The 24,840-nt window shown below is 69.9% G+C and carries 25 protein-coding genes and 1 pseudogene; 8 read left to right on the top strand and 18 right to left on the bottom strand.

Going from position 1 to position 24,840, the window contains the following annotated elements:
* The first annotated feature begins 6 nt into the window (after positions 1–6).
* Positions 7–825 (top strand): ABC transporter permease, encoded by an 819-nt coding sequence (locus tag ACS5PV_RS08870; RefSeq protein WP_455394961.1) that lies wholly within the window; start codon positions 7–9, stop codon positions 823–825.
* The gene (locus ACS5PV_RS08865) at positions 822–1,610 is read left to right on the top strand and encodes an ABC transporter permease (RefSeq protein ID WP_455394960.1); all 789 of its coding nucleotides are present in this window, start codon (positions 822–824) and stop codon (positions 1,608–1,610) included. The genes ACS5PV_RS08870 and ACS5PV_RS08865 overlap by 4 nt, the downstream gene beginning before the upstream one ends.
* Before the next feature lie 17 nt (positions 1,611–1,627).
* On the opposite strand, the pseudogene ACS5PV_RS08860 reads toward ACS5PV_RS08865, so the two are convergent.
* Positions 1,628–2,274: pseudogene (locus tag ACS5PV_RS08860) on the bottom strand (NtaA/DmoA family FMN-dependent monooxygenase); the annotation flags it as partial.
* Positions 2,275–2,300: 26 nt separating this feature from the next.
* Positions 2,301–3,170, bottom strand: coding sequence for a MetQ/NlpA family ABC transporter substrate-binding protein (locus ACS5PV_RS08855; protein WP_455394959.1), 870 nt, complete (start codon positions 3,168–3,170; stop codon positions 2,301–2,303).
* Between the two features lie 332 nt (positions 3,171–3,502).
* Here ACS5PV_RS08855 and ACS5PV_RS08850 point away from each other — a divergent pair, with 332 nt between their 5' ends.
* Positions 3,503–4,726: an acyl-CoA dehydrogenase family protein gene (locus tag ACS5PV_RS08850; protein WP_455394958.1), complete on the top strand. Its 1,224-nt coding sequence runs from the start codon at positions 3,503–3,505 to the stop codon at positions 4,724–4,726.
* Between the two features lie 903 nt (positions 4,727–5,629).
* Here the strand turns inward: ACS5PV_RS08850 and ACS5PV_RS08845 are convergent.
* On the bottom strand, positions 5,630–6,451 hold the full coding sequence (locus ACS5PV_RS08845; protein WP_455394957.1) for an NAD(P)H-dependent oxidoreductase: 822 nt from the start codon (positions 6,449–6,451) through the stop codon (positions 5,630–5,632).
* A gap of 91 nt (positions 6,452–6,542) precedes the next feature.
* Here ACS5PV_RS08845 and ACS5PV_RS08840 point away from each other — a divergent pair, with 91 nt between their 5' ends.
* Entirely contained in the window at positions 6,543–7,463 is a 921-nt protein-coding gene (locus ACS5PV_RS08840) for a LysR family transcriptional regulator (protein ID WP_455394956.1), read from the top strand.
* Between the two features lie 73 nt (positions 7,464–7,536).
* Here ACS5PV_RS08840 and ACS5PV_RS08835 read toward each other — a convergent pair whose 3' ends face one another.
* The 4 genes from ACS5PV_RS08835 to ACS5PV_RS08820 all read right to left on the bottom strand — a co-directional run bounded on the left by ACS5PV_RS08835 (position 7,537) and on the right by ACS5PV_RS08820 (position 12,412).
* Positions 7,537–9,522: a family 2A encapsulin nanocompartment cargo protein cysteine desulfurase gene (locus tag ACS5PV_RS08835; RefSeq protein WP_455394955.1), complete on the bottom strand. Its 1,986-nt coding sequence runs from the start codon at positions 9,520–9,522 to the stop codon at positions 7,537–7,539.
* Complete coding sequence (locus tag ACS5PV_RS08830) at positions 9,509–10,900, bottom strand: family 2B encapsulin nanocompartment shell protein (RefSeq protein ID WP_455394954.1); 1,392 nt, start codon at positions 10,898–10,900, stop codon at positions 9,509–9,511. The genes ACS5PV_RS08835 and ACS5PV_RS08830 overlap by 14 nt, the downstream gene beginning before the upstream one ends.
* 409 nt (positions 10,901–11,309) lie before the next feature.
* The gene (gene cysE, locus ACS5PV_RS08825; RefSeq protein ID WP_455394953.1) at positions 11,310–12,179 is read right to left on the bottom strand and encodes a serine O-acetyltransferase; all 870 of its coding nucleotides are present in this window, start codon (positions 12,177–12,179) and stop codon (positions 11,310–11,312) included.
* 26 nt (positions 12,180–12,205) lie between these two features.
* Positions 12,206–12,412, bottom strand: coding sequence for a hypothetical protein (locus ACS5PV_RS08820; RefSeq protein ID WP_455394952.1), 207 nt, complete (start codon positions 12,410–12,412; stop codon positions 12,206–12,208).
* A 272-nt stretch (positions 12,413–12,684) separates the two neighbouring features.
* Between ACS5PV_RS08820 and ACS5PV_RS08815 the strand changes: the two genes are divergently transcribed.
* Together ACS5PV_RS08815 and ACS5PV_RS08810 are read left to right on the top strand one after the other, a co-directional pair.
* Positions 12,685–13,113 carry a YeeE/YedE family protein gene (locus ACS5PV_RS08815; protein WP_455394951.1) on the top strand — a complete coding sequence of 143 codons (429 nt, stop codon included), beginning with the start codon at positions 12,685–12,687 and terminating at the stop codon, positions 13,111–13,113.
* A complete protein-coding gene (locus ACS5PV_RS08810; protein WP_455394950.1) occupies positions 13,113–13,544 on the top strand; it encodes a DUF6691 family protein in 432 nt (143 codons plus the stop codon). The genes ACS5PV_RS08815 and ACS5PV_RS08810 overlap by 1 nt, the downstream gene beginning before the upstream one ends.
* Positions 13,545–13,824: 280 nt before the next feature.
* Here ACS5PV_RS08810 and ACS5PV_RS08805 read toward each other — a convergent pair whose 3' ends face one another.
* Together ACS5PV_RS08805 and ACS5PV_RS08800 are read right to left on the bottom strand one after the other, a co-directional pair.
* The gene (locus ACS5PV_RS08805; RefSeq protein ID WP_455394949.1) at positions 13,825–13,950 is read right to left on the bottom strand and encodes a hypothetical protein; all 126 of its coding nucleotides are present in this window, start codon (positions 13,948–13,950) and stop codon (positions 13,825–13,827) included.
* A complete protein-coding gene (locus ACS5PV_RS08800; RefSeq protein WP_455395014.1) occupies positions 13,947–14,348 on the bottom strand; it encodes an ABC transporter substrate-binding protein in 402 nt (133 codons plus the stop codon). The genes ACS5PV_RS08805 and ACS5PV_RS08800 overlap by 4 nt, the downstream gene beginning before the upstream one ends.
* Before the next feature lie 382 nt (positions 14,349–14,730).
* Between ACS5PV_RS08800 and ACS5PV_RS08795 the strand changes: the two genes are divergently transcribed.
* Positions 14,731–15,006: a hypothetical protein gene (locus ACS5PV_RS08795; protein WP_455394948.1), complete on the top strand. Its 276-nt coding sequence runs from the start codon at positions 14,731–14,733 to the stop codon at positions 15,004–15,006.
* Here the strand turns inward: ACS5PV_RS08795 and ACS5PV_RS08790 are convergent.
* Positions 14,993–15,664 carry a TetR/AcrR family transcriptional regulator gene (locus tag ACS5PV_RS08790; protein WP_455394947.1) on the bottom strand — a complete coding sequence of 224 codons (672 nt, stop codon included), beginning with the start codon at positions 15,662–15,664 and terminating at the stop codon, positions 14,993–14,995. The two genes, ACS5PV_RS08795 and ACS5PV_RS08790, sit on opposite strands and share 14 nt — an antisense overlap.
* A gap of 210 nt (positions 15,665–15,874) precedes the next feature.
* Here ACS5PV_RS08790 and ACS5PV_RS08785 point away from each other — a divergent pair, with 210 nt between their 5' ends.
* On the top strand, positions 15,875–16,939 hold the full coding sequence (locus ACS5PV_RS08785) for an alpha/beta hydrolase (RefSeq protein WP_455394946.1): 1,065 nt from the start codon (positions 15,875–15,877) through the stop codon (positions 16,937–16,939).
* Positions 16,940–17,228: 289 nt separating this feature from the next.
* On the opposite strand, the gene ACS5PV_RS08780 is transcribed toward ACS5PV_RS08785, so the two are convergent.
* The 8 genes from ACS5PV_RS08780 to ACS5PV_RS08745 form a co-directional block, all read right to left on the bottom strand.
* Positions 17,229–17,963 carry a flavin reductase family protein gene (locus tag ACS5PV_RS08780; protein ID WP_455394945.1) on the bottom strand — a complete coding sequence of 245 codons (735 nt, stop codon included), beginning with the start codon at positions 17,961–17,963 and terminating at the stop codon, positions 17,229–17,231.
* Positions 17,960–19,693 carry a class I adenylate-forming enzyme family protein gene (locus ACS5PV_RS08775; RefSeq protein ID WP_455394944.1) on the bottom strand — a complete coding sequence of 578 codons (1,734 nt, stop codon included), beginning with the start codon at positions 19,691–19,693 and terminating at the stop codon, positions 17,960–17,962. The genes ACS5PV_RS08780 and ACS5PV_RS08775 overlap by 4 nt, the downstream gene beginning before the upstream one ends.
* Positions 19,690–20,466 (bottom strand): alpha/beta fold hydrolase, encoded by a 777-nt coding sequence (locus ACS5PV_RS08770; RefSeq protein WP_455394943.1) that lies wholly within the window; start codon positions 20,464–20,466, stop codon positions 19,690–19,692. Before ACS5PV_RS08770 ends, ACS5PV_RS08775 begins: the two co-directional genes overlap by 4 nt.
* Positions 20,467–20,471: 5 nt before the next feature.
* On the bottom strand, positions 20,472–21,506 hold the full coding sequence (locus ACS5PV_RS08765) for a 3-keto-5-aminohexanoate cleavage protein (RefSeq protein ID WP_455394942.1): 1,035 nt from the start codon (positions 21,504–21,506) through the stop codon (positions 20,472–20,474).
* Between the two features lie 53 nt (positions 21,507–21,559).
* Positions 21,560–22,774, bottom strand: coding sequence for an ABC transporter substrate-binding protein (locus tag ACS5PV_RS08760; protein ID WP_455394941.1), 1,215 nt, complete (start codon positions 22,772–22,774; stop codon positions 21,560–21,562).
* A gap of 70 nt (positions 22,775–22,844) precedes the next feature.
* Positions 22,845–23,303: a tautomerase family protein gene (locus tag ACS5PV_RS08755; RefSeq protein ID WP_455394940.1), complete on the bottom strand. Its 459-nt coding sequence runs from the start codon at positions 23,301–23,303 to the stop codon at positions 22,845–22,847.
* An 89-nt stretch (positions 23,304–23,392) separates the two neighbouring features.
* A complete protein-coding gene (locus ACS5PV_RS08750; RefSeq protein ID WP_455394939.1) occupies positions 23,393–23,821 on the bottom strand; it encodes a nuclear transport factor 2 family protein in 429 nt (142 codons plus the stop codon).
* 143 nt (positions 23,822–23,964) lie between these two features.
* Positions 23,965–24,567 carry a TetR family transcriptional regulator C-terminal domain-containing protein gene (locus ACS5PV_RS08745; protein WP_455394938.1) on the bottom strand — a complete coding sequence of 201 codons (603 nt, stop codon included), beginning with the start codon at positions 24,565–24,567 and terminating at the stop codon, positions 23,965–23,967.
* Between the last annotated feature and the right edge of the window lie 273 nt (positions 24,568–24,840).

Genomic DNA, 24,840 nt, shown 5'->3' with positions numbered 1-24,840 from the left:
GCGCCCGTGACCGCCATCGCCTGGCCCGCCCGCGGCCTCGCCGCCTCTCTCCATCGCCGCGTGCATCGCCATCTGGCTTCGATCGCCCTCGGCCTCGTCGTGCCGCTCGGGCTCCTCGTCGCCTGGGCCGCCGCGGCGGCGTCCGGCTGGCTGCCCGAGCAGATCCTGCCCGCGCCCCGGGTCGTCGCCGAGACCCTCGTCGAGATGATCCGCAGCGGCGAGCTCGCCCAGCATGCCGGGATCAGCGGTCTGCGGGTGCTCGCGGGCTTCTCCCTCGGGGCCGGCCTCGGCCTCCTCCTCGGCGCCGCCATGGGCCTGTCGCGCCGGGTCGAGGACACTGTCTTGCCGCTGTTCACGGCGCTCGCCCAGGTGCCGACCCTCGGCTGGATCCCGCTCCTGATGCTGTTTCTCGGCATCGGCGAGACCCTGAAAGTTGTCGTCATCGCCAAGGCGGCCCTGGTGCCGGTGACGCTCAACACGGCGGCCGGCATCCGGGCGATCCCGGAGGGCTACCGCGAGGTCGCCCGGGCCTACCGCTTCACCCGCGTACAGACCTTGCGCCGGCTGATCCTGCCGGCGAGCGTGCCGCCGGTCTTCACCGGCATCCGCTACGGCCTGACCAAGGCCTGGACCGCCCTCGTCGCCGTCGAGCTTCTCGCCTCGGCCGAAGGGCTCGGCTACCTCCTGGTCTGGGGCCGCCAGATGTTCTGGCTCGACACGATGATCGTCGCGATGGCGCTGATCGGCCTCGTCGGCGTGGCGATGGATGCGGGCCTCGCCCGGATCGAGTCCCGGCTCCAGCTCTGGCGGATCGACGCGCCATGACCGTCCCCTCGCGTCCCTCCGCCTCTCTTGCCTCGGCCACCCGCCTGCGCCGCGGGCTCGTCCTGCCGCTCCTCCTGCTCGTCGCCTGGGAGGCGTCGAGCCGCACCGGCCTCGTCGATCCGCGCTTCCTGCCGCCGCTGGAGGCGATTCTCTCGACGGCGCTCACCGAGATCCGCTCCGGCGACCTCGTCCGGCATCTCGCCGCGAGCCTCGCCCGCGATCTCCTCGGCTTTGCCATCGGCGCGAGCGCCGGCATCGCATTCGGGGCGCTGCTCGGCCTGTCGCCGCTCGCCGCCCGGCTGTTCGGGCCGACGTTCCACGCCCTCAAGCAGATCGCGGTCCTGGCCTGGATCCCGATCATCTCGATCTGGTTCGGCTTCGCCGAGAGCGCTAAGGTGGTGTTCATCGCGCTCGCCGCCTTCGTGCCGGTGGTGGTGAACACGAAAGAAGGCGTCGCCAGTGCCTCGCCACAGCTCGTCGAGGTCGGCCGGGCGCTCCGCTTCTCGCACCGGCAGATGCTGCTGCGGGTGTTCCTGCCCTCGGCACTGCCCTCGATCGCCACCGGCCTCCAGCTGGCGCTGATCTATTCCTGGCTCGCCACCGTCGGGGCCGAATACTTCATGGCGGTCGGCCCCGGCATCGGCGGCCTGATCATCGCCGGGCGCGAGCGCTTCCAGATGGATCTGGTGATGCTCGGCGTCGTGATCCTCGGCCTCGTCGGCTTCCTGCTCAATGCCACCGCCGCCTCGCTCGCCGCCCGGGCGCTGCGCTGGCGCACCGTCTGAAGGATCGTTTCCCATGCAGCGGCGAAGTCGCGGCCGCGGTGCAAGGCGCCGGCCTGGAACAGGAACGGCGTGCGCTGCGGCGAGGGATCGACGAGGTGGATGCCCTCCATCCGGAAATGGCCGCCCACGTGCTCGATGCGGTGGATTTTTTCCGGATCGGCGAACAGGCCGCGCTCCCGGTCGCGCAACACCGCGCCGTCCTCCCAGCTCTCCTCCCAGAGCTGGTAGACCACGTCGAGGAACTCGTCGGCGATGTCGTAGCGGGTGTCGTGGGCGGTGATTCCGGGGCGGCCCACCGCCCGCGAGGCCGCCGCCGAGTAGCCGGTGACGACGTTCCAGGCGATGCGCCCCTCCGTGAGATGGTCGAGGGTCGAGAAGCGCCGCGCCAGGATTAAGGACGGCTCGCAGGAGACCGAGGCGGTGATGCCGAAGCCGAGATGCTCCCTCACCGCCGCCATGGCGGAGACGAGCAGCATCGGATCGTATTTCGGCACCTGGGCGGCGCGGCTCAGGGCCGCCGCGGCCGCTCCGCCATAGACGTCATGGATGCCGATGCCGTCGGCGATGAACAGGGTCTCGAACAAGCCGCGTTCGAGGAGCCGGGCCACGCGGTCCAGTATCCGAGGGTGTTGAACTCGAGCGAGCGGTCGCGCGGGTGCGTCCACGTGAGGCCTCCTCACGGGCGCGGGGTCAGCGGAAGTAATCCGGCAGGGTGAAGCCGTCGTAGAAGCGGTCGGCCCGGATCGCCGCCTGGAACGCGTTCGAGCGGTAGGCTGCCACGATCGCCTTCGCCCACGGCGTCTCAGCCTGGCCGCGGCGGACCGCCACCACGTTGATGTACGGCGCGGTCATCTTTTCGAGCGCTAGGGCCTCGGTGAGCTTGAGGCCACTGAAGATCGCGAAGTTGCCCTGGATCGCCGCGAAGTCGACGTCGTCGAGGGCGCGCGGCGCCTGGGCGGCTTCCAGCGGCACGATGCGGATGCCGCTCGGATTCGCGATCACGTCGAGCTCGGTGACGTCGACCGGGTTGGCGTTGGGCTTCAGCCCGATCCATCCGGCATCGCGGAGGATCTTGAGCGCCCGCTCCAGGTTCACCGGATCGTTCGGCACCGCGACCGTCGCGCCGGAGCGCACGGCCGAGAGCGTCCTGTGCTTGCGCGAGTAGAGTCCCATCGGCGGCGTCGGCACCTGCACGATGCCGACGAGGTCGGTGCCGTTCCGCTCGTTGTAGGCCTTCAGGTAGACGCTGTGCTGCATCACGTTGGCGTCGATCTCGTCGAAGGCCACCGCCTTGTTGACCTCGAGCCCGGTGCTGAAATGGGCGTAGGCGATGCGGTAGCCCTGCGCGCCGAGAACGGGCGCGGCGCCGGCCTTGAACGCGTCCTCGTAGGGCCCCGGCGTGAAGCCGACACGCAGGTCGCGTTTCTCGATCGACGCCTTGATGGGGGTGCCCGATTGGGCGAGGGCCGGAGCGGCGGTCGCGAGCAGGGCGACAAGCCCGAGCAGGACGGCGACGAGGGGGCGGCCCCTCGGACGGTGAGAGGGCGGATCGGCGATCATCGTGAGGTCCGGCGAGGGGAGAGGCGACAGGCTCGGCCGCGCCCCGGTCCCTGTCAACGAGAATGTTCTTTTTGTAGAACGATACGCGGGAAAGAGTGTTTCTTCACAGCCGCTCCGACACAGCATAAATATTCCGAAAGCGCTAAAATAGCTGTGTCAGCAAACATGAATGCTTGCCTGGCACGCCGCCTCCGGCGAAAAGATCCCTATCGCAGAGCCGATTGCCTACCGTCCGTTCTCTTAAAAGAACGCGTGCGTGGCGCGTCGGCGCAAGGTTCGGCCTGACGGGGTCCCGAGTGGGACGCGCCGGCCGACAGGATGGGACGACCGTGATGACGCAGATCCAGGCCGGGTGGGGGGCGGGCCCGAGCGCCCGCTACGAGGATCTGGCCGAGCGCTTCCGGCCGGTCTTCCGCGAGATCCGCGCGGGCGCGCCCGCGCGCGATTACGACCGACGCCTGCCCCACGCCGAGCTCGCGGCGCTGAAGGAGGCGGGTTTCACCACCCTGCGGCTGCCGCCAGGGGAGGGCGGGCACGGCGCGAGCCTGCCGGAGCTGTTCGGGCTCCTGATCGAGCTGTCCGAGGGCGATCCCAACGTGACGAACGCGCTGCGCGCGCATTTCGGCTTCACCGAGGACGTGCTGAACTCAGCCTTTCCGGACTGGCGCCGCCAGTGGCTGCCACGGATCGCCGCGCGCGAGACGGTCGGCAGCGGTGTCTCTGAGACCGGCACAGCCAAGGTCGGAAGCTTCGACACCGTGCTCAAGCGGCGCGGCGACGCCTACGTCCTCGACGGCACCAAGTTCTACACCACCGGCTCGCTCTTCGCCGACTGGATCCACCTCGCGGCAGTGGACGAGGCCGGCCAGCCGGTCGGTGCCGCGGTGCCGCGGCGCGCCGCCGGGGTCGAGGTGCTGGACGACTGGGACGGCTTCGGCCAAGCCCTGACCGCGAGCGGTACGGCCAAGTTCACCGGCGTCGCCGTGGAGGCGGCCTGGGTGAACCCCGATCCCGGCCGGTTCCGCTACGCCGTGGCGTTCTACCAGCTCGTCCACCTCGCGACGCTCGCCGGCGTCGGCCGGGCGGCGGCCGGCGACGTCGCTCGCCTCGTCGCCGAGCGCACCCGCGTCTACAGCCACGGCAATGCCGCCCGCGCCGCCGACGACCCGCAGGTGCTCCAGGTGGTCGGCCGGGTGCGCGGTGCGGCCTACGCGGCCGGCGCCATCGTGCTCAAGGCGGCGGAGGCGGTCGGGCGCGTGTGGGAGGCCGACCGGGCCGGGGACGCGGAGGGTGCGGCCGTCGCCGCGACGGTGGCCGATGTCGAGGTCAACCAGGCGGTGACGGTGGTGACCGGGCTGGTGCTCGACGCCACGACGCAGCTCTTCGACGCGCTCGGCGCGTCGTCGACCCGGCGCGGTCTCGCCCTCGACCGGCACTGGCGCAACGCCCGCACCATCGCGACGCACAACCCCCGCATCTACCGCGACCGCACCGTCGGCGACTTCGCCGTCAACGGCGCGGCCCCGCCGCGACAGTACCGCGTCGGCGAGGCGTGAGACGACCGTCGTCGCGCCCGGTCACGGGCGCGACGGGCTGCGGGAGCGGGCGCCGGTCGGTTACGCCCGCGGCGAGTCCGGTGCACGGGCGACATGGAAGCGCGCGCGCCGCCGCCATCGAGGCGCGGGAGGAGGCCGGCGTCGTGGGGCGGATCGGTAAGGAACCGGCCGACTACCACACCTACGACGAGCGCTTGCCGGAGGGCGGCGTGGTCCCGTGCCGGGTGGCGGTCTACGTGCTCGGCGCCACCGGGAGCCTGGACGAGTGGTGCGAGAAGGGTCAGCGCGACCTGCAATGGGTTAGCGGCGAGGCTGCTGCCGCGCTTGTCCAGAAGCCGGAATTGGCGGCCCCGATCCACGACAACGCTCGCTTGCTGCCTGTGGCGGACGGCGATCGACCGGGGTCCCGAGCGCGCGGCGCGCCTTGCGGGCCGTATCAGGCCCGGCGCGGTGCGGCTGCGCCGAGATGGCGCGACAGGGCGAGCATGAGAAGCACGACGGCAAGTGCCGCGACGGTCAGGAGCCGGCGAGATCGCCGAGGCTGCCGTAGACCAGGGGCTCTGCCAGCGCGCTGCCTCCGAGGGTGAAGGTGTAGAACACCGCGAAGGCCTGCTCGACCCGGCCGTGCGCGCGTTCTGCACCTGTCTCGTCGCGGCGGCGGGACCTTCAGTCGGACCGCTTCGCCCGGGTCTTACATCGTCGCTCCTTCGCATCGGCACGTCGATGCGAAGACGTCCGGCGCATCAGCGCCGACGCCCGGTCGGGCTTAGCCAGCGCCTTCGAACGGATCCGTTCGAAGGCGCGGCGGTATAAACCTGGTCGGCTCGGCTGGGCGGGGGCCGCTTTCGGGCCGCCGAAGAGGCTGTCGCGGACGATCTAGTCGAGCGGTTGTCCCTTGGACTGCTATCCGCGTGGATGCTCGACGTCTCGAACGCCGTGATCGGGCCGCTCGACGTGGGCCGCGAAACCGGTGAGGTCCGGTTCGACCCTGTCGGAACGCAACTCCATCGACGGGATTGCGTAATCCCCGCCGTTCTGGCGGCGGAACGGAATCGGCGGCGTCTCGAAAAGGGCTCGCATCCGGGCTTTCAGTGCGGCCGCGGCCTCGTCGAACGTCGCTTCGTCGGTCCGGTCGGCGCGATACAGCACGAAGGGCGGCAGCACGTCGTAGCCCGGATAGAACAGCACCCCGTGGTGGATGGGGAAGAGAAGGTCGTCGATCGGCCCGTTGATCCCCCGAGGACCATAATGGGACGGCCAGCCTCCGGCCGTCACGACGAGCATCGCGCGCTTGCCCGCGAGCGTGCCCTCGCCGTAGCGGTCGCCCCAGCGCGTCTCGCTGTGTTCGCCGACGCCGTAGGCAAAGCCGAACGCGTAGACCCGATCGATCCATCCCTTCAGGATCGCTGGCATCGAGAACCACCAGAGCGGAAACGCCAGGATGAGTGCGTCCGCCCAGAGCAGATCCCGCTGTGCGGAAACGACGTCCTGCGTCAGGCTTCCGGTGGCGAAGGCCTCGCCGGACGCGGCCGGCACCCGCAGGCGCGCCGAGGCGGGCAGGGCGGGGAAATCGAGGCGGTCGACCTCGGATTTCCAGCCGATCGCGTAGAGGTCGGTTACGCGGACCGCGTGCCCCTCGGCCCGGAGTTCGGCCACCGCCACGTCGCGCAGGGCGTTCGTCAGGGAGGCCGGATCGGGATGGGCGGAAACGACGAGGATGTTCATGCGTGCGGCTCACCGAAGGACGATGTCGCGAAGCTAGGCACCGCTCGATCCATCCGGTAGCTGGGGGAAACGGATAGGATCATGCCGTTAAATGGATAGATCTGGCATCACCCTGGAGCGGATGCGCAGCTTCGTGCGCGTCGCGGAACGCGGCAGCCTGTCGGCGGTGGCGCGCGAACTGGGTGTGGGACAATCGACCGTCTCGCGGCACGTGGCGGAGCTTGAAGACGCCCTTGGCGTCACGCTCCTCAGCCGGACCACCCGGCGCGTCACCCTCACCGACGAGGGACGGCGCTACCACGCCGAGGTGCGCACCATCCTGCGGCTGGTGGACGAGTCCACGGACGGGGCGCGCGGCGCCGGCGGTGGCCTGACCGGGACGATCCGGATCTCCTGCACCGCGGCCCTCGGGGTCCGTCACGTCTGCCGGATGCTGTTCTCCATTCAGGATCGCCATCCGGGGATCGTGGTGGATCTCAGCCTGTCCGATGCGCGCATCGACCTCGTGCGGGAGGCGGTCGACGTCGCGGTCCGGCTCGGACCCCTCGCGGACAGCACCCTGCAGTGCCGGACCCTCGGCCGGTCCCGCCGCATCCTGGTGGCGTCCCGCGCCTATCTGGCGGAGCGGGGAAGGCCGGAGACTCCCGACGACCTCGTCGCCCATGCCTCGATCCGCATGAGCAACCTCGCTGGGGGCGGGACGCTGCCGCTGCGCGGCCGGGACGGCGCGGCGGTCCAGATCCCGTTCGACGGCGGCCTGCGGGTCGATCACGGCCTGGCGGCCCGCGAGGCCCTGGCCCAGGGACGCGGGATCGCGGCGGCGCACGTCTGGCTCATCGACGATCTGCTGGCGGCCGGATTGGTCGAGCAGATCCTGCCGGATTTCACGCCCGAGCCCGTGCCCCTGTCGCTGCTCGTCGTGCCCGGGCGGACGCGGATCAAGCGCGTCCGGATGCTGGTGGACGCGCTCGCCGCCTCGCTCGCGACGCTGCCCGGCCTCGACCGGGAGTGAGGTGGCCTCTCGCCTCGGCGGCCCTCGGCATCGATTGCCCGGCGCTGCAAGGCGCCGGGCGATCGCGCGAGGATCAGCGCCGCGGCAGGGTGTGCAGCGCCTTGAGGAACACGTCGACGTCCTCGCGGGTGTTGTAGAAGGCGAGCGAGGCACGGATCGACTGGTCGACGCCGAAGCGGCGAAGCGCCGGCAGGGCGCAATGGTGGCCCGAGCGCACCGCGATGCCGTGCCGGTCGAGATGGTGGGCGACCGTCTCGTTCTCGTACCCGTCGATCACGAACGACATCACGCTCGCCTTCTCCCGCGCCGTCCCGATCAGGCGCAGGCCCTTCACCTCGGAAAGCCCCTCCTGCGCGTAGTCGAGCAGGTCGTGCTCGTAGGCCGCGATGCCCGGAAGCCCGACGCCCTCCAGGTAGTCGAGGGCGGCGCCCAGGCCCACGGCGCCGGCGATGTCCGGGGTGCCGGCCTCGAACTTTTCCGGCGCGCCCTTGTAGACGGTCCGGGTGAAGGTGACGTCCTCGATCATGTGGCCGCCACCCTGCCAGGGCGGCATCTGTTCGAGCAGGTGGCTCTTGCCGTAGAGCGCGCCGATGCCGGTCGGCCCGAACACCTTGTGGCCGGAGAAGACCAGGAAGTCGGCGTCGAGCGCCTGGACGTCGATGGGGATGTGCGGCGTCGATTGCGCGGCATCGACCAGAACCGGCACGCCGTAGGCGTGGGCGAGCGCGATGATCTCACCGATCGGGTTCACCGTGCCGAGCGCGTTGGCGACATGGGTCACCGAGACGATCTTGGTGCGGCCCGAGAGAAGGGCGGCGTATTGCTCGAAGATGATCTCGCCGCGGTCGTTGACCGGGATCACCCGGATCGTCGCGCCGGTGCCTTGAGCCAGCAGCTGCCAGGGCACGATGTTGGCGTGGTGCTCGATCGTCGAGACGATGATCTCGTCGCCCGGGCCGATATGGGCGCGGCCATACGAGTTGGCGACGAGGTTGATGCCCTCGGTGGTGCCGCGCAGGAAGACGATGTCGTCCTTCGACGGCGCATTGAGGAAGCGGCGGGTCTTCTCGCGGCCGCCCTCGAACAGATCGGTGGCGCGCGCCGCGAGCGTGTGCGCCGCCCGGTGGATGTTCGAGTTGTGGTGGCCGTAGAAGTCGCTCGTCGCGTCGATGACGCTCTGCGGCTTGTGGGTGGTGGCGGCGTTGTCGAGCCAGACCAGCCGGTGGCCGTTGACGCCCTGGTGCAGCGCCGGAAAGTCCCGGCGCACGCGCTCGACGTCGAACGGCGCCGCGACCGGGCTCGACCCGAGGGCGAGCGCCCGCGAGGCCGGGCCGTGATGTCGCGACGGCTCGACCCGGGGCCTCGCCGCAATCCGTCCGCCCCGGGCCGGGGAGGGGGCCGGGTTCAGGAAGTAGTAGTCGGCCTCGGCCGAGGGCACGGAAGGCGGCTCGGACAGGCGGCCGGTGCGCCGGAAATGCTCCTGCGCCACGTCCCTGCCTTCTCGCGACGGATCCACCGGGACCAGGGCCGGCGCCACCGCCTGCGCGAAGGCGTGCGCGCGCGGGTGGTCGGCGGCGATCTGCCGGGTGAGGTCGGTGCCTCCGGGCAGGCCGGCCGCGACCTCGGCGAGGCTCGGCACCGCGTATTCCGGCAGGCTTTCGGACCGCAGCGGGTCGCTCAGCGGATGCACAGGGGCGATGGCGCCGAGATCGAGGACGTTGGCGCTCGCCGGGCCTGAGTTGGCGCCGAGGGGCTTGGCGGCTGAGGGGCCGCTCACGCCGGCCAAGCCGACCGGTGGCGCCCCGAAGGAGCGGGCGCCGAGGGCAGAGAGGCCGGGTTCGGCCCCCGAGGGGGTGGCCCCGGCCGGAGCCGGGGACGAGGGAAGCGCGTCAAGTGCCTGCGGGATCTGAGGTCCCGCCGGCAGCGTCGGCGCGAAGGGGGCGCTCAAGGCCTGGCCCTGCCCATAGATCTCGCGGGCGAGGCGCCCGACGAGATCCGCGTGGGCGAGCTCGGCCGGCGTCCCGGAGGGGAAGCCGGACGGCGCCTCAAGCATAGTCATGGTAGTTGCCGAGCAGCACGTTATCGAGACGGGCGATCGCGTCCTCGACCAGCACCGCGGCCGAGAAGTAGCGGGTCACGAGATGCGAGGCGATCGAGTGGTCGTTGGTGCCCATGTAGCGCACCGACAGGCCGGGCTCGATCTCGCCGGTCACGCCCGACTTGTGCAGGCCGACCACGCCCTGCTCGCCCTCGCCGACGCGGAGCAGCAGGATCGAGGTGGTCTGGGCGCCGGTCACCGGGTCGATGTCGACCGGCAGCTTGTCGCTGGGGACGAGCGGCACGCCGCGCCAGGTGATGAACGGCGCCCCGAACAGGTGCACCACCACCGGCGGCACGCCGCGGCGGGTCGCCTCCCGGCCGAAGGCCGCGATGGCGCGGGGATGCGCCACGAAGAAGGCGGGCTTCTTCCACACCAGGGTCAGCAGCTCGTCGAGGTCGTCCGGGGTCGGCGGGCCGCCGCGGGTCGGGATGCGCTGGCGCGGCGCGACCTCGTGGAGGAGACCGAACTGCGAGTTGTTGAGCAACTCCCACTCCTCGCGCTCCTTCACAGCATCGACCGTGAGGCGGATCTGCTCGCGCAGCTGGTCGATCTCGTTGGAGTAGAGGTCGGTGACGCGGGTATGGGTGTTGAGGATCGTCTGGATCGTCGAGAGGTGGTACTCGCGCGGATCGATCTCGTAATCGACGAAGGTGGTCGGCAGGCGCGGCTCGCCGGCATGGACCGCGAGCAATTCGATGCCCTGCTCGCCGTGGGAATTGGTGTGGCCTTTCAGCCGGTCGCGCTCCTCGCGGTGCTGGGCGATGCGCGAGGCGATGGCCTCGTCCTCGATCGCGGCGCGGTCGAGGGTGAGCAGGGTCACCGCCGAGAGCGCCTTGACGGCCGGGGCGGGGCCGGGCTCGCCGACGAGGTCGCCGTCGCCGAAATGGTCGCCGCGGGTCGCGAGCCCCTGGCGCAGGCGGCCCTTGTAGGGACCCGACAGGGTCAGCTCGACGGTGCCGTCGGCGACCACGACGAGGCTGCGCCCGGTCGAGCCCTCCTCGGCGATGACCTCGCCGGCCTGGTGGCGGCTCTCGGTGAACTTGCCCGCCAAAGCCGCCAGCTCGGCGTCCCCGAGGCGGCTGAACAGCGGCACGGCGCGCAAGGACCCGGCCTTGACCGCCCGGGTCTCGCCCTCGGCCGCGAGGTCGATGCGGCCGGCCTTCGCCAGCACGACGGCGCGGCGGTTGACCCGGTAGACGCCGCCCGGCACGTCGACGAAGGGCAGCAGCCGCAGTAGGAAGCGCGGCGTGTTGGCCGCGTTCTGGACCGAGGTGACGGTCGCGGTGGCAAGGTTGCGTGCGGCTGAGGCGCTGACGCTCAAACCCGGTCCGCTCATCGTGGTTCGTCTCCGTATTGCCGTATGGGCCCGTGACCGGCCCGGAATGCCGCACAGAGAGACGCCGGCAATCGTCGCTGTCCGCATGGAACGGCAAGTCGTAGCAAGATATCGTCGATCGATTATCTTGCCAGGCGCAGCATCTCGACAGCAGCGATGGCAGCGCCCACTCGTGAATGCTGGGCCGCCTGCCGTCTCGCTGACCCAGCGATAGCGTCTGGCGGGTCCAGGGGTCAATAGGATGTTTTTTCCTTTATCGCCGCACCGATATATATATATTTTCATTGCGTCAGATGACGGATAAGAACGATCGCAATACAGCAGATTTCGTAAAATTGACTTCTCCGCGAGCGCGATCGTGTCGTGCCCGCGCGATCGCCCGTCTCTGGTACGGCGGACGCGGCGCCGGTCAGATCCCGTCGCCGAAGAACTGGTCCATGGTCAGGGCCGGCTCCTCGCTGCGCGGGATGCGCGACACCACCCGGGCCGGCACGCCCGCCACGGTGGTGTGGGGCGGCACCTCGTGCAGCACCACCGCGGCGGCCGCGACCTTGGCGCCCTCGCCGACCCGGATGTTGCCGAGCACCTTGGCGCCGACGCTGAGCAGCACGCCGCGCTCGATCTTCGGGTGGCGGTCGCCGCTCTCCTTGCCGTTGCCGCCGAGCGTCACCGATTGCAGGATCGACACGTCGTCGGCGATCACCGTGGTCTCGCCGATGACGACGCCGGTGGCGTGGTCGATGAACACGCCCGACCCGATCCGCGCCGCCGGGTGGATGTCGCAGCCGAACACCTCCGAGATCCGGCTCTGGACATGGAGGGCCAGCGTCATCCGGCCCTGATGCCACAGCCAGTGGGCGACCCGGTAGCCTTCGAGGGCGGCAAAGCCCTTGTAGAACAGGAACGGGTCGAGGTAGCGCCGGCAGGTCGGGTCGCGCTCTCGGATCGCGATCAGGTCGCGCACCGCGTGGGCGCCAGTTTGCGGGTCGGCCTCGAAGGCGGCGAGGCAGAGGTCGCGCATCGACAGCCGGGCGAGGTCGCCGTCGCCGAGCCGGTGGGCGAGGCGGTAGGCCAGCGCCTGGGCGAGACCCCGCTGGTCGAGGATCGTCGCCTGGATGATCCCGGCATAGAGCGGCTCCTCGATCAGGGCCGCCTCCGCCTCGGCGCGCAACTCGGCCCAGACATCGGCCTCCGCCGTACTGTGGCTCGTCGCGCGCAAGGGCGGCTGGCGCAACGCGGAGGCGCTCGCCCGCAGCGCAGGCGGCAGGGCCGGATCCATGTCGAGACGATCTCCGTGACGGACGGCTACTGCACGCGCCGGAACAGGTCCGGCAGGTAGCGCCGAAGGGTCTCGTGGCCGTCGAACGCGACGTCGATGGTCGGGGTGCGGCCGTTCTGGTCGTGGACGCCGACGACCCGCCCCTTGGCGTTGCGCCAGATCCCCAATGCCTCCGCGAGGTCGAGCCGGTCGAACACCACCTCGTCGCCGCGGGTCATCGTCGCTGAAGCCATGGCGTGATCCTCCGATGGGTCTCGCAAAGAGGCCTGCCATGCGCCGCGGACCACCGGGTGGGAAGAACCTCCCTCGTTTCCGGCCATGCCGGAGAAGGCCATGATCGCGAACGGTGCAGACAAGAGCATTTGCTTCGCTAAGCTATTGATTTCAATTGATATTCTACGAAAATACGGTGCGCCGCAAGCCTTGTTTCGCTGTTTACCCTCCGCTACGGCAGGCGTGCGGCCGCCGGAGGTCCGGCGCCGCCGTCTCGAACCCGGACCCCCCGATGAGCAGTTTCGCCTCCGCCTTCGCCGGCGGGCTCCTGATCGGCCTCTCGGCCGCCCTGTTCCTCCTCCTCGACGGCCGCATCGCCGGGATCAGCGGCCTCGTCGCCGGTCTCGCCCGGCCGGCCGGCGAGGGGCCTGCTGGAGAAGCCTGGCACACCGGATTCGCCTTCCTCGCCGGCCTCGTCCTCGGACCGCCGGTCTTCGCGTTGCTCGCCGGCGGCCGGCCGGCGATGCGGATCGAGGCGAGCCTGCCGGTGCTGGCGCTCGCGGGGCTGCTCGTCGGCTTCGGCACGCGGCTCGGCTCGGGCTGCACCTCCGGCCACGGGGTCTGCGGCCTCGCCCGGCTCTCGCCGCGCTCGGCCGTGGCCGTCGCAGTGTTCCTGGCGAGCGGGATGCTGACGGTCGCCCTCGGACGGGTGCTGGCGTGATGCCGATGCTCCGCCTCGCCGCCGCGGCCCTCGCCGGCCTGCTGTTCGGGATCGGGCTCGCCATGTCCGGCATGCTCGACCCCGCCCGGGTGCGCGGCTTCCTCGACGTGACCGGTGCCTGGGACCCGACCCTCGCCTTCGTGCTCGCCGGGGCCGTCACGGCCTCGAGCCTCGGCACCGCGCTGGCGCGCTCCTTGCGCCGGCCGCTCCTGGCGGATGCGTTCGACTGGCCGACCCGGACCCGGATCGACCGGCCGCTCGTCCTCGGCGCCGTCCTGTTCGGCATCGGCTGGGGCCTGTCGGGATTCTGTCCCGGGCCGGCGGTGGCGGCGCTCTCCACCGGGCTGATGCCGGTCATCGTGTTCGTCGCCGCGATGCTCGTCGGAATGGCGGCGCACGGCGCCCTGCGCCGCGGGCTGTCATCCCGGTAGCCTGTTACGCCGCGAGCCAGGTCTCCGAGAAGTCGCCGGCGGCGAGGTCGATGCTGTTGAACAGGCGCCGCACCCGGGCGTTCTGCACCGCGACCGTCGGAATCGTCACCAGGGCCACGGCCGGTAGGTCGGCACCGACGATGGCCTGGATCTGCCGGAAGGTCTCGCGCCGGCGCGTCTCGTCGACCTCCGTCGCCGCCTGGCGGAAGAGGTCGTCGACCGCCGGATTGCTGTAATGGGCGGTGTTCAGGTAGGGGAGGGGGCGCTTGATCCCGTCCGATCAGTAGAGCCGCTGCACGCCGACGGTCGGATCGAACAGGCGGCTGATGCCGTTGAGGTTGAAGTCGAAATCGCGCTCGGCATAGACGCGGCGAATGAAGGTGGCGAGGTCGCCGTCGGCGATCACGATCCGGTGGAGGAAGGGCCGGCCGGGCTGCCGGTAATCCGGGTTGCGGCGAAGGACGACGTGGCTGCCCCGCGCCCACTCGGCGAAGATGGCCCGGTCCCGATCGGGGCGCTGCCGTTCGGGCTGTCGCCGTATGGCTCGCCCGGATAGGGGTGAACCGGCACGATCGGCGACTCGGCCGCGGTGAGCGCCTTGAGGAGATACGGCGTCGACTTCGACGGGACGGGAATCGCCGTCAGCGGGTCCGGGGTCTCGACCTCGACGAGGTTCGCGAAGGTGATGCGTCCGCGCGGACCGATCTTCTTCAGGGCCAGGAGCGAAAAGCGCACGTCGGCGGCGGTGAACGGCTTGCCGTCGTGCCATCGGACGTTCGGGCGCAAGGAGAAGCGGTAGCGCAGGCCGTCCTCGCTGACGCTCCAGGTAGCCGCCAGCAGCGGCTGCGGAGCGAAGTTCGCGTCGAAGCGCCGCAGGCCCTCGGTGACCTTCGTGCTGAGGTTGCGGGTGCGGGTGTCCGAGTCGGTGAGCGGTACGAGGGTGGTCGGCTCGCCGACCTCGACGAGCGTCAGCGTGCCGCTTTATAGGAAAATAATCGTAAATATAACATATTGATCGATCATCGATTTTCAGCGGCAATGCGGCGTATCGGATGACGGCAAGTTATAGATCGCAAGTAAAAATACCACTTATTAACTTTTTTTCATAAGAAAACTACAGTTCGGGCATATCCGGATCTGGAGCGACCACCCGATGCCCGTGCTCACTATCCCGCGGAAACTCGCCATGTTGATCGCACTGGCGGGTCTCAGCCTGGCGACGCTGGGCGGGATCGCACTCACCTACCAGTACGTGATTGCCGTCGAGGCCATCGACGTCATCCGCCCGCGATCTCAACGTGCGGCCTCGCCCGGGCTTTCTATCGGAAGTTCCTGTTCGGCGAGGCTGCTTGATTGTTCGCCCTCCTGGCTGAAATCCTGGATTTCGACCACGCCGACCGGGCTGTCGCACGGCATTCCCGCAAGGTGCGCTGCTGCAAAGAGCGCTGTCACGACTCTTTGAGGATCAGCCTGCAGATCACATCGGCGTGATTGCTGACCTCTTCGGGCGTCGTGATGTCGACGCCGAATCGATATTCCGTCTCAGCCTTGAGGGCGAAGATGTTTTGCGAGAGCGAAGCGATGACGTAGACCAGCGTGTGGATCGGCATCTCGACGATGACGCCGTCGTGCATCGCTCGCCCCAGGAGCCGGACCAGCGGTCGCGTCACCCTCTCGATGTGATGGTCGATCAGCCACCTGGTTCTGTCGTTCAACGATCCGATCGTTTCGCGGAACATGATGCGGACATTTTCGGGATTTGCCGCGCAGAGCGCGACGAAGTCGTGAATGAATCTGCGAACGTCCTGCGCGTCCAATCTTTCAAGTCTCGAATATGCGCTGAAATCCATCGCCTGTTCCTGGCGCTCGAATAGATAATCGATCGTCGCCCGCCAGAGTTCTTCCTTCCCGCCGAAATGGGCGCGAACCAGGGCATGCGTGACGCCGGCATCGCCCGCGATGTCACGCAGCGACGCCGCATCGAATCCTCTTTCGCTGAAATGGCGCAGCGCACACTCCAATATTCGCTGCCGGCTCTCCCGTTTCTGATCGTCGCGGGACGTCGATTGATATCGACGGCGTCTGACGGGCGGCTCTGCCGCCCGAGCTGCCTTGCTCATCTCATATCCCATCCGCCCCCGGATCGCCGCGCACGAAGCGGGACGCCGCCATGGCGAACCTTGCCCGAGGCGAAACGATTTTCCAAATGGACGACGAAAAATCGCTCTGTTATCCAGATGGACAACGAATGAGCCGCGCCGCCGGTCGTGCCGCCGGGGCGACGCCGATCGGCCGGCCATCATCGGATATTGAGAAGTGGAGTCACGTCCATGCGCGCTGTCACGAAGATCATCCTTGCTGGAACGATGCTGATCGCTCCTGCGGTCTCGCACTCGGCGGATGGGCATTCGACCGATCCAAGCCGCTATTTCGTTCCCTCGACCGTCTCGCCCCCGGCGCGAACGGCCTTGAGCCGAGCCTATGCCGAGAGGGAGAAGCAGCCTGAGATCAAGGAGCCGACCGATCTGGCAGGCTATGATGCTCTCAATGCGCGAGTCGCTGCGAGCCGTGCAGCGCAAAACCAGCGGATGGTCGACGCGCTAGGGGTCAGGGTGACCGAGGCGCAGCTCGGCGGCGTCCCGGTCCTGCGCATTGCGCCCAAGACGCTTCGGTCGGGATCGGGGCCGGTCGTCTACATCCATGGCGGCGGATACGTCCTGGGCTCGGCCCGCTCGACCGTCGGCGCGGCGGCATGGATCGCGGACGCGACCGGACGGGAGGTGGTCTCCGTCGACTATACCCTTGCGCCGCGCGCGGATTACCGCGTCGTCACCGATCAGGTGGTCGCCGTGTGGAAGGCGCTCCTCGCGGCGGGCGGCGCGGCCGGCTCGATGGCGATCGCGGGGGATTCCGCCGGCGGGAACATGACTATCGCCTCGACCTTGAAGCTGCGGGATCAGGGGATCGCCATGCCGGGCGCGCTCTGGGTGCTGTCCCCGAACACCGACCTGACGCGCTCCGGCGACACCTATACGACGCTCAAGAATGCGGACCCGATCCTCCCTGCGGATCAGCTGCCCTGGTTCATGAAGACCTATGTCGGCAACGGCGACATCGACTCGCCCTACGCCTCGCCGATCAAGGGCGATTTCGCCAAGCCCTTCCCGCCGACGCTGATCCAGGGCGGTACCCACGAGATCCTGCTCAGCGACTTCGTCCGCCTCTACCAGGCGATCCGCAGCGGCGGCGGTGACGCCGTGCTCGACCTGTACGAAGGCATGCCGCACGTCTTCCAAGTGGTCGTTCCCGAGGTGCCGGAGACGCGGATCGCCGGCAGCCGCGCCGCCGCCTTCCTCGATAAGAGCCTCGAGCCGGCCGCGCGAAAGGATCGGTGACGCGTCGCCCTCGTCCGAGGACCGCCCGTCACCGACCGGGTGCCCGACGACATCCGTGGGAGCGATGGCCTGGCCACGGCCTGCCTCGCCTCCCGGCGGGTCCGGTGTCGCTCATGGCAAGTCCGACCGATTGCGTCGTACGCCGGAAAACGGCCTGGTGAATCATGTATGTTGTCGGCATTGATCCACTGGAGCGCTTCCCGACTGCATCGCGATCGGGAAGCGCTCCAGATCTTTGACCCTTGTGTATTCTTCGACGAACCGGCACCGACTTCGTCGGAAAAATGCCCTACGGCGATGCCTTGATCCCCGGAACGATCGCGTTGCCAGCGGCCGACCACCCTGCCTCGTCGATCGGCGACCAGCCCGGGGGGCGGGCGTCGAGCCGTGTCATCCGGCTGCCCCTGCGCCCTGCCACGACCTCGGCATCGAGCGGACAGGTGAACACGTTGTCGGCGAGCGTGTACTCGGCCGCCAGCCGTCCCACGGGCTGCAAGGCGGCCGTGTCGACGCGTCCTCCCTCGAGATAGAGGTCGTCGCGCACGTGGAACCGCAGCACCCGTCCGAACACGACGTGGTCGCCGACCTCCCCGAGGGGGATGATGCGCTCAAGCCGGCATTCCAGGCTGACGGGGGCCTGCGCGACGCGCGGTGGGCGCACGACCTCGCTCGGCGCCCTGGACACGTTCGCCAGCACGAACTCGTCCGCCTCCGGCGGATGCTCCGCCGAGGAGGCGTGCATGCCGTCGGCCTGGGGCAGCGACACGAGGTTGACCACGAACTCGCCCGTGTCGCGGATGTTCACGAAGGTGTCCTTGAGCGTCACCCGGTCCGAGCGCGGCTGCATGGTGAGGGAGATCATCGGCGGCTTGCGGCACACCACGGTGAAGAACGAGAACGGGGTGAGGTTCGCGATCCCGTCCGCCGACAGGGTGCTGACCCAGCCGATCGCCCGCGGGACGACCGTTCCGATCAGCAGCTTGTAGCAGGCGGTAGCGTCGAGGGTGTCGGCGTCCAGGATCACGGCTTCTGCCCTCCCACCATCCCGGCGGCGAGGCGGCGCACCTCGGCCTTCTGCGGCTTGCCGTTCTGGTTGCGCGGCACGGCGGCATCGGTCACGTGCCAGAAGTCGGGCACCTTGTAGTCGGCGATCCGCGCCAGGAGCCCGGCCCGGAGCCCGGCCGGATCGAGGCCGGGATCGCGGCGGGTCACGTAGGCGAAGGTCCGCTCGCCGAGGACCGGGTCGGGAACGCCGACCACGGCGCAGTCGGCGACGCCCGGGTGCTGCATCAGCGCGTTCTCGACCTCGGCGCTGAACACCTTGAAGCCGCCCCGGTTGATCATGTCCTTGAGTCGGTCGTGCACGAAGACCAGGCCGCGCGCGTCGCGGGTGCCGATGTCGCCGCTGCGCCAGAAGCCGTCCTGGAACGCGCCGGCCGTCGCGTCCGGGTCGCGCCAGTAGCCCGGGGTGACGTTCGGGCCGCGGATCCACACCTCGCCCGGCTGCCCGGCCGGCGCCTCCCGCCCGTCCTCGCCCACGATCCGCACGTCGTCGCATTCGAGCGCGAGGCCGACGCTGGCGGACGCCTCCGCCGTCAGCTCGGGGGGCATGATGGTGCAGACGGCGCAGGTCTCGGTCGCGCCGTAGGCGTTGACGAGGCGCAGGGCCGGCAGGCGCTCGGCGACCCGCTCGATCACCGCCGGCGGCATGATGGCGCCGCCGTAGACCCCGTAGCGCCAGCGCGACAGGTCGTGGTCCCCGAGCGAGGGCTCCATCAGGCAGAGCTGGTACATCGCCGGCACGAGGACCGTGAAGGTGACGCGCTCGCGCACCATGGTCTCGAGGACGGCGCGCGCCTTGAACTCGCGCATCAGCACCAGGGTGCCGGCGCAGGCGAGCGTCACCGACATCACCGGCCCGAAGCCGGCGATGTGCGTCGCCGGGATGACCAGGAGGCTGCGCTGCGGCCGGTCGAGCGCGAGGGCGTAGAGGTAGTGCAGGCAGGTATGCACGAAGTTCAGGTGCGTGAGGCAGGCCCCCTTCGGCTTGCCGGTCGTACCCGAGGTGTAGACGATCATCATCGTCGCCTCGGGCTGCAGAACCGGCAGGGGCGCGGGGCCGCCCCGTCCCAGCCCGTCGAAGCGCTCCCGGCTTCCCTCGGCCGCGTCGACCAGGAAGACGCCGCGCAGGAAGGCGCGATCGGGCAGGCGCGGCCGCCATTCCGCGGCCGTGACCGCGAAGGTCGGGGCGGCGTGGTCGACGATGTGGATCACGTCCTCCGGCCCCAGCCGCGTTCCGAGCGGCACCGCGATGCCGCCGGCGCGGATCGTGGCGAGCATCGCCACCACGTATTCGAGCCGGTTGTCGAGCATCACGGCGACCCGGTCGCCGACGGCGAGCCCGGCGCCGACCAGGCCCGCGGCGGTGCGCTCGACGAGGTCGTCGAGCTCCCGGTAGCGCAGGCGGCGGGTGCCGCAGATCACGGCCTCGCCGTCCGGGTTGCGCACCGCGGCGAGGCGCACCATCGCGTCGTAGGTCGCCGGCCGGTCGCGGAAGGTGCGCACGGCCCGATCACCGAACACCGTCTCTGCCCGGGTCGCGTTCACCGCCGCGTCGACCCGCCAGCCCTGCGCCCCCCACGTTCCGCGCGGCGGGCCCGCATCATCCGGTCCGAACGCCCCCGCGAGGGGGATGCCCTGCGCGACCGGCGCCGTCCGGCGCTCCTCCGGCGCATGAGGCTCGGATCGCATCATGGCACGGCCCCCTGTTCGATCGTGCGCGCGAGCAGCGCGGCGGTGTAGGCGGGCAGCTCGAGGCCGGGATAGTGGCCGGTGCCGGCGATCGTCGCGACCGCCGCGTCCGCAAACAGCGGAACGATGTGGTCGCGGGCGACCGCTTCGGTCAGGACGGGATCGTGCTCGCCGACGAAGGCCCGCACGGGGCCCGGGAACGGGCCGACCTCCGCGGCGACGTCGTCCTCGGTCCAGGCGCGCAGGTAGCCGCGCAGGGCCTCCCGCGTGGCGGTCTCCTGCGAGAGGCGCGCCATGTGGGCCGCGAAGCCCGGCCCGAGGCGGCCGCCCGTCACGGCCGTGGCGCACTGCCCCCGCACCGCGACGTCGTCGACCGCCGAGGCGAAGAAGGATGTGGTTCCCGCATCGAGCGGGACGCCGCGCGCCGGCACCGCGCAGAGGAGGACGAGGCCGTCCACCCGGCCCGCGGCGCCGGACCAGCCCGCGAGCCACTGCGCGGCCTGGCCTCCCATCGAGTTGCCGACGAGGTGGAAGCGCTCCCAGCCGAGGGCGTCGGCGACGGCCAGGAGGTCGCGACCCATCTCGCGCACGGTGAAGTCGCCGTCGATCGCGCGCGACCCGCCGTAGCCGCGGAAGTCCGGGAAGACCCAGGTGAACCGCTCCCGGTCGAGGAACGGCAGCATCGGGGCGTAGGTCTGGTGGTCGGCGAGCCAGGTATGGGCCGCGATGACCTTGACCGGCCCTTCCCCGATCCGCGTGACGGCGAGGCGCGCCATGGCGGCTACTCCGCCGCCTGGAGGGCGCCAGGGCCCGCGCCGGCCAGGGCCCGGTACTCGTCGCCCGGCATGAGCTCGCGCCCGAGGCTCTCGGCGATCTGCCGGACCGTGCGGAACATCGCCGCGTTCGAGTCGATCAGGTCGTCGCGATGCGGCCACTTCCAGACCGTGTCCTCCATGCCCACCCGCACGTGCAGGCCGAGCAGCAGCGCCAGGGTCGTCAGGTGCAGGCTCGCCCGTCCGCCCGCGCACACCATGATCACCGCCTCCGGATCGACGTGGCGGATCAGGCGGACCTGCCGCATCAGGCCGTCGACCATCGACTCGGGCGAGTACATCGGCGTGCAGCCCGGGAGACCCGACAGCAGGAGCCAGGTGAGGGGCCCCTTGACGAGCCCGCTGTCGATCAGCAGGCGGCGGGCGTTGTCGACGTCGCCGTCGGTGTAGACCGCGAGCTGCGGCGTGAGCCCGGCCTCGACGATGAGCCGGGTCTTCTCGATGATGGCGTGCGGCGGCTTGACGAACAGGTTGTCGCCCAGGATCAGCGCGGTCGTGTTGACCGGCACGGCGTCGATCAGGCCGCTCCCGAGCATGCGCTCGAGCCCGTCGCACTCCTCGTCGTTGACCGCGACGAGGCAGGCGTCGAAGGCGACGTTCTGGTGCTGGGAGCGCAGGTGCCGCAGGACGTCGCCGAACAGCTTCGGCTCGAGCACGTTGTAGCCGCGCTCGTCGCGGGCGTGCACGTGCACCACCTGCGCGCCCTCCGCGATGCAGGCCTCGGCCGAGGCGATGATCTCCTCGGGCGTCGTCGGCTGGTGCGGGTTCTCCGCCTTGGTGAAGAAGGCGCCGTTGATCGCCGCCGAGACGATCGCCTTCGGCGGGGCGGCCCAGCGCGGCATCTGCGCGGCGCCCGAGATGCGGCTGCGCTCCGCATCCATGATGGCGGGCATGCCGTAGGGGCGCCAATAGGTGTTGATGCGCTCGCGCTCGACGTTCTTGCGCACCCGCGGCCAGTCGATCGTGTTCTCGGTTCCGGTCATGATGTCGGTCTCCTCAGCTGGTGGTGTTGCCGAAAGTCGTCGAACCGCCGCGGTCACCGGGTGGCGACCAGGGGGCAGCCGCCCCGGCTCAGCGGCCGGAAGGCATCCTCGCCCGGCACGATGCGGACGACGTCATAGAGGTCCCACGCGCTCCGGCTCGCGGCGGGCGTCTTCACCCGGGCAAAGACCATGTCGTGGACCATGCGGCCGTCGGGGCGCACGCGGCCGCCGCGGGCGAACATGTCCTCGACCGGCATCTCCCGCATCTTGTCGGCGACCGCGGCCGCGTCGTCGGTGCCGGCGGCGGCGACCGCGTGCAGGTAGTGGCGCACCGCCGAGTACGTGCCGGCCTGGAACGAGGTCGGCATGGTGCGGCGCCGGTCGAAGAAGCGGCGCGACCAGGCCCGGGTCGCCTCGTCGCGGTCCCAGTAGAAGCCCTCGGTCAAGTAGAGTCCCTGGGCCGCCTTGGGGCCGAGCGCCCGCGCCTCGCTCAGGGTGACCAGCAGGGCGGCTAGGCGCTGGCGCCCGCCGCTGCCGATCTCGAACTCGTTGGCCTGGGTCAGCGCGCTGCTGAAATCCTTGCCGGCATTGGCGAAGGCGATGACCTTGGCGCCCGAGGCCTGGGCCTGGATCAGGTAGCTCGAGAAGTCCTGCGTGCCGAGAGGATGGCGTACCGCCCCGACGACCCGCCCGCCGCCGGCTTCGATCAGCGCGGTCGCGTCGTCCTGGAGGGCGTGGCCGAAGGCGTAGTCGGCGGTGACGAAGAACCAGGTGTCGCCGCCATGGCCCAGCAGCTCGCGGGCCGTGGTGTTGGCCAGCGCGTAGGTGTCGTAGACCCAGTGCATGCCGAGCGGCGAGCAGGCCTTGCCCGTCAGGGCCGAGGTCGCCGCGCCGGTCGCCACCGAGATGCGGCCCTTGTCGCGCGCGATGTCCTGGACGGCGAGGGCCACCGCCGAGGACACCATCTCGAACACCGCGTCGACGCCCTCGACGTCGAACCAGCGCCGCGCGACGCTGGAGCCGACATCCGCCTTGTTCTGGTGGTCGGCCTGGAGCAGCTCGACCGGTCGGCCGAGCACCGAGCCCCCGGCTTCCTCGATCGCCATCCGGGCGGCCTCGACGGCGCCGAGGCCTGCCGGATCCGCGTAGTTGCCGGAGAGATCGGTGAGGACGCCGAGGCGGAGCGGGCGCATCGCCGCGCGGGCCGTGCCGGAGAGCGCCAGGAGCGCGGCGCCCCCGCGCAGGAATGCGGACCGTGTCAAGGACATGTGTGTTCCCTCCCAGGAATGGTGGGCCGGGCGCGCTCTCGAGGGCACGCTCCGGCCCGGCCTCGGCCGCTCAGTCGAGGGGTTCGTCCTCGCGGAAGCGGATCTCGTCGCGGCACGACAGGTAGCCGGACGGGGCGAAGGGCACCCCGGCGATGCCCCAGTTCCCCCGCGGGTATTCCCGCAGAAGGCACCAGATGCGGGCCTTGTTCTCGTCGTCCTGCGGCGCTCCCTCGATCTCGAGGGTGAGCCGCGTCAGGTCGCGCATCACGCCCTGCTTGGCGCGCTCGTCCATCAATCCCTCGATGGTGTGCACGCGGTAGCGGTAGCGCGGCTTGCGCGGCGGCTGGCCGCCGACGAACAGGCGGCCCTCCTCCAGCTCGGTGGCGAACGACCACGCGATCGCCCGCGCGGCCGGCGTGTCGGGGATCTTCTCCCACCACATCAGGGTCTTGGTGGCGCGATGCATCAGCTCGCGCAGCTGAGGCTCGGACAGGGCGCCCCTGCTCAGCGAGAGTTCGATCATCGGCATCGGCCGCTCTCCATGTCCATCATCCGCGTCTCAAAAAATAGACCGGTCGTCTTTTGACCAGGGCGTCGTTCGACCGATCGCCGGGTCCGTCAGCCGCTCGCGCGGGACGGGTGCTGCTCCATGCCCTCCATGACGTCCCGCCCCTTGGCGGTGTCGGCGTAGATCCGGCCGTAGACGATGCGGCCGTTCTCGACCTTGAACAGGAAGCAGTGCTCGTTCTCCATCGAGCGGCCGTTCTTCGCCCGCGCCCTGGCGACCACCGGGACGACGACGTGCGTTCCGGCATCCAGTACCGCATGGGCGTCGTAGTTGAAGCTGTCGTAGTAGTTCTCGTACAGGTCGGCCCAGAACGCCTTGAACTCGTCCGTTCCCCGATACGTGCCGCCGTAGGGCAGCGAGGTCGGAAACTCGAAGACGACCTCCGGATCAAGCAGCGTGAGAAGCTTCTCGCGCTTGTTGTTCTCGAAGCCGGTATAGGCGAGATGGCAGGCCTCGACGATCTCTCGATTTTGGCTCATCGCTGCTTCCTCCAGATTTTTGTTTTATGGTTTTTCCTAGAGCGCTTCACGATCGCGCTGCAATCGCGAAGCGCTCTAAGTCCTTGTTTTGCCGCATACCTTCGACGAACCGGTATCCACTTCGTCGGAAAATGCTCTAGCGTTCAGGTCAGGACGGACCCGAAGATGACGGCTTGCGCATCGTCGAGCGGCTTCGTGCTGCGCTCGGCCTTCATGCGCAGCAGGGCTCCTTCCCAGCTGTTGAGGATGAAGTCGGCCAGCCGGTCCGCATCGAAGTGGCTGCGCACGGCACCGGCCTCCTGCGCTTCCCTGATCGTGGCGGCAAACAGCGCGCTCCAGGTTCCGAAATGCTGTGCGAGGTGCTCGCGCAGGACCTCGCTGTGGTCGGCAGCCTCGAGGCTGAGGTTGCCCATCATGCATCCGCGCTTGCAGCCCAGACCGGCGAAGAAGCCGGTGCGCTCCTCGAAATAGGCGCGCAGCCGGTCGACCGGCGCGCGGTCGCGGTCGCCGAGAAACGAGTGCAGCTTGGCGAGGTGACGCTCGAAGTAGAGGTCGACGACCTCGGCACCGAAGGCCTGCTTGCTGCCGAAATGGTTGTAGAACGACCCCTTCGGGATCTGGGCGCTCTTCGAGATCTCGTCGACGCCGGTCGCCGTGTAGCCGGAGGCATGGAACGCCGCGAGACCGGCATCGAGAAGCTTGCGGCGGCTGTCCGCGCCGCGGCGGTTCGGAGCTCGGTTTGGCACGGCGACTTCCCCCTGTGACCAGTGGTAGCCGAGGCGCCCTGCGACGTCAATAAGACGACCGGTCTAATTTCATGGAGTGTCGAGCGAGGCGGCTCGGCAGCCTTTCCGATGGGGTCGGTCAGGTTGCCGCGATTGATCGGATTGCCATCCGTAACCCACCACCGCACGGCGGCCACCCGCTGGCCGCGACGTGAGAGACCCTGGCGCGTCCCTCTCGCGCGACACCTGCATCCCGGCATGCTCGGCGCCGTCTTGACGCCTCCGGCCCCGGCC

The organism is Methylobacterium sp. Gmos1 (assembly GCF_053764715.1).
This window is presented reverse-complemented; position numbering and strand designations above follow the sequence as displayed.

Bases quoted from the DNA above. Each gene is read 5' to 3' on its own strand.
- ACS5PV_RS08865 (WP_455394960.1), top strand. From the start codon at position 822: ATGACCGTCCCCTCGCGTCCCTCCGCCTCTCTTGCCTCGGCCACCCGC.
- ACS5PV_RS08845 (WP_455394957.1), bottom strand. From the start codon at position 6,451: ATGAACATCCTCGTCGTTTCCGCCCATCCCGATCCGGCCTCCCTGACG.
- ACS5PV_RS08770 (WP_455394943.1), bottom strand. From the start codon at position 20,466: ATGGCGCGCCTCGCCGTCACGCGGATCGGGGAAGGGCCGGTCAAGGTC.
- ACS5PV_RS08855 (WP_455394959.1), bottom strand. From the start codon at position 3,170: ATGATCGCCGATCCGCCCTCTCACCGTCCGAGGGGCCGCCCCCTCGTC.
- ACS5PV_RS08815 (WP_455394951.1), top strand. From the start codon at position 12,685: ATGAGCAGTTTCGCCTCCGCCTTCGCCGGCGGGCTCCTGATCGGCCTC.
- ACS5PV_RS08755 (WP_455394940.1), bottom strand. From the start codon at position 23,303: ATGCCGATGATCGAACTCTCGCTGAGCAGGGGCGCCCTGTCCGAGCCT.
- ACS5PV_RS08835 (WP_455394955.1), bottom strand. From the start codon at position 9,522: ATGACTATGCTTGAGGCGCCGTCCGGCTTCCCCTCCGGGACGCCGGCC.
- ACS5PV_RS08760 (WP_455394941.1), bottom strand. From the start codon at position 22,774: ATGTCCTTGACACGGTCCGCATTCCTGCGCGGGGGCGCCGCGCTCCTG.
- ACS5PV_RS08820 (WP_455394952.1), bottom strand. From the start codon at position 12,412: ATGGCTTCAGCGACGATGACCCGCGGCGACGAGGTGGTGTTCGACCGG.
- ACS5PV_RS08850 (WP_455394958.1), top strand. From the start codon at position 3,503: ATGACGCAGATCCAGGCCGGGTGGGGGGCGGGCCCGAGCGCCCGCTAC.
- ACS5PV_RS08785 (WP_455394946.1), top strand. From the start codon at position 15,875: ATGCGCGCTGTCACGAAGATCATCCTTGCTGGAACGATGCTGATCGCT.
- ACS5PV_RS08765 (WP_455394942.1), bottom strand. From the start codon at position 21,506: ATGACCGGAACCGAGAACACGATCGACTGGCCGCGGGTGCGCAAGAAC.
- ACS5PV_RS08795 (WP_455394948.1), top strand. From the start codon at position 14,731: ATGTTGATCGCACTGGCGGGTCTCAGCCTGGCGACGCTGGGCGGGATC.
- ACS5PV_RS08830 (WP_455394954.1), bottom strand. From the start codon at position 10,900: ATGAGCGGACCGGGTTTGAGCGTCAGCGCCTCAGCCGCACGCAACCTT.
- ACS5PV_RS08840 (WP_455394956.1), top strand. From the start codon at position 6,543: ATGGATAGATCTGGCATCACCCTGGAGCGGATGCGCAGCTTCGTGCGC.
- ACS5PV_RS08775 (WP_455394944.1), bottom strand. From the start codon at position 19,693: ATGATGCGATCCGAGCCTCATGCGCCGGAGGAGCGCCGGACGGCGCCG.
- ACS5PV_RS08810 (WP_455394950.1), top strand. From the start codon at position 13,113: ATGCCGATGCTCCGCCTCGCCGCCGCGGCCCTCGCCGGCCTGCTGTTC.
- cysE (WP_455394953.1), bottom strand. From the start codon at position 12,179: ATGGATCCGGCCCTGCCGCCTGCGCTGCGGGCGAGCGCCTCCGCGTTG.
- ACS5PV_RS08750 (WP_455394939.1), bottom strand. From the start codon at position 23,821: ATGAGCCAAAATCGAGAGATCGTCGAGGCCTGCCATCTCGCCTATACC.
- ACS5PV_RS08790 (WP_455394947.1), bottom strand. From the start codon at position 15,664: ATGAGCAAGGCAGCTCGGGCGGCAGAGCCGCCCGTCAGACGCCGTCGA.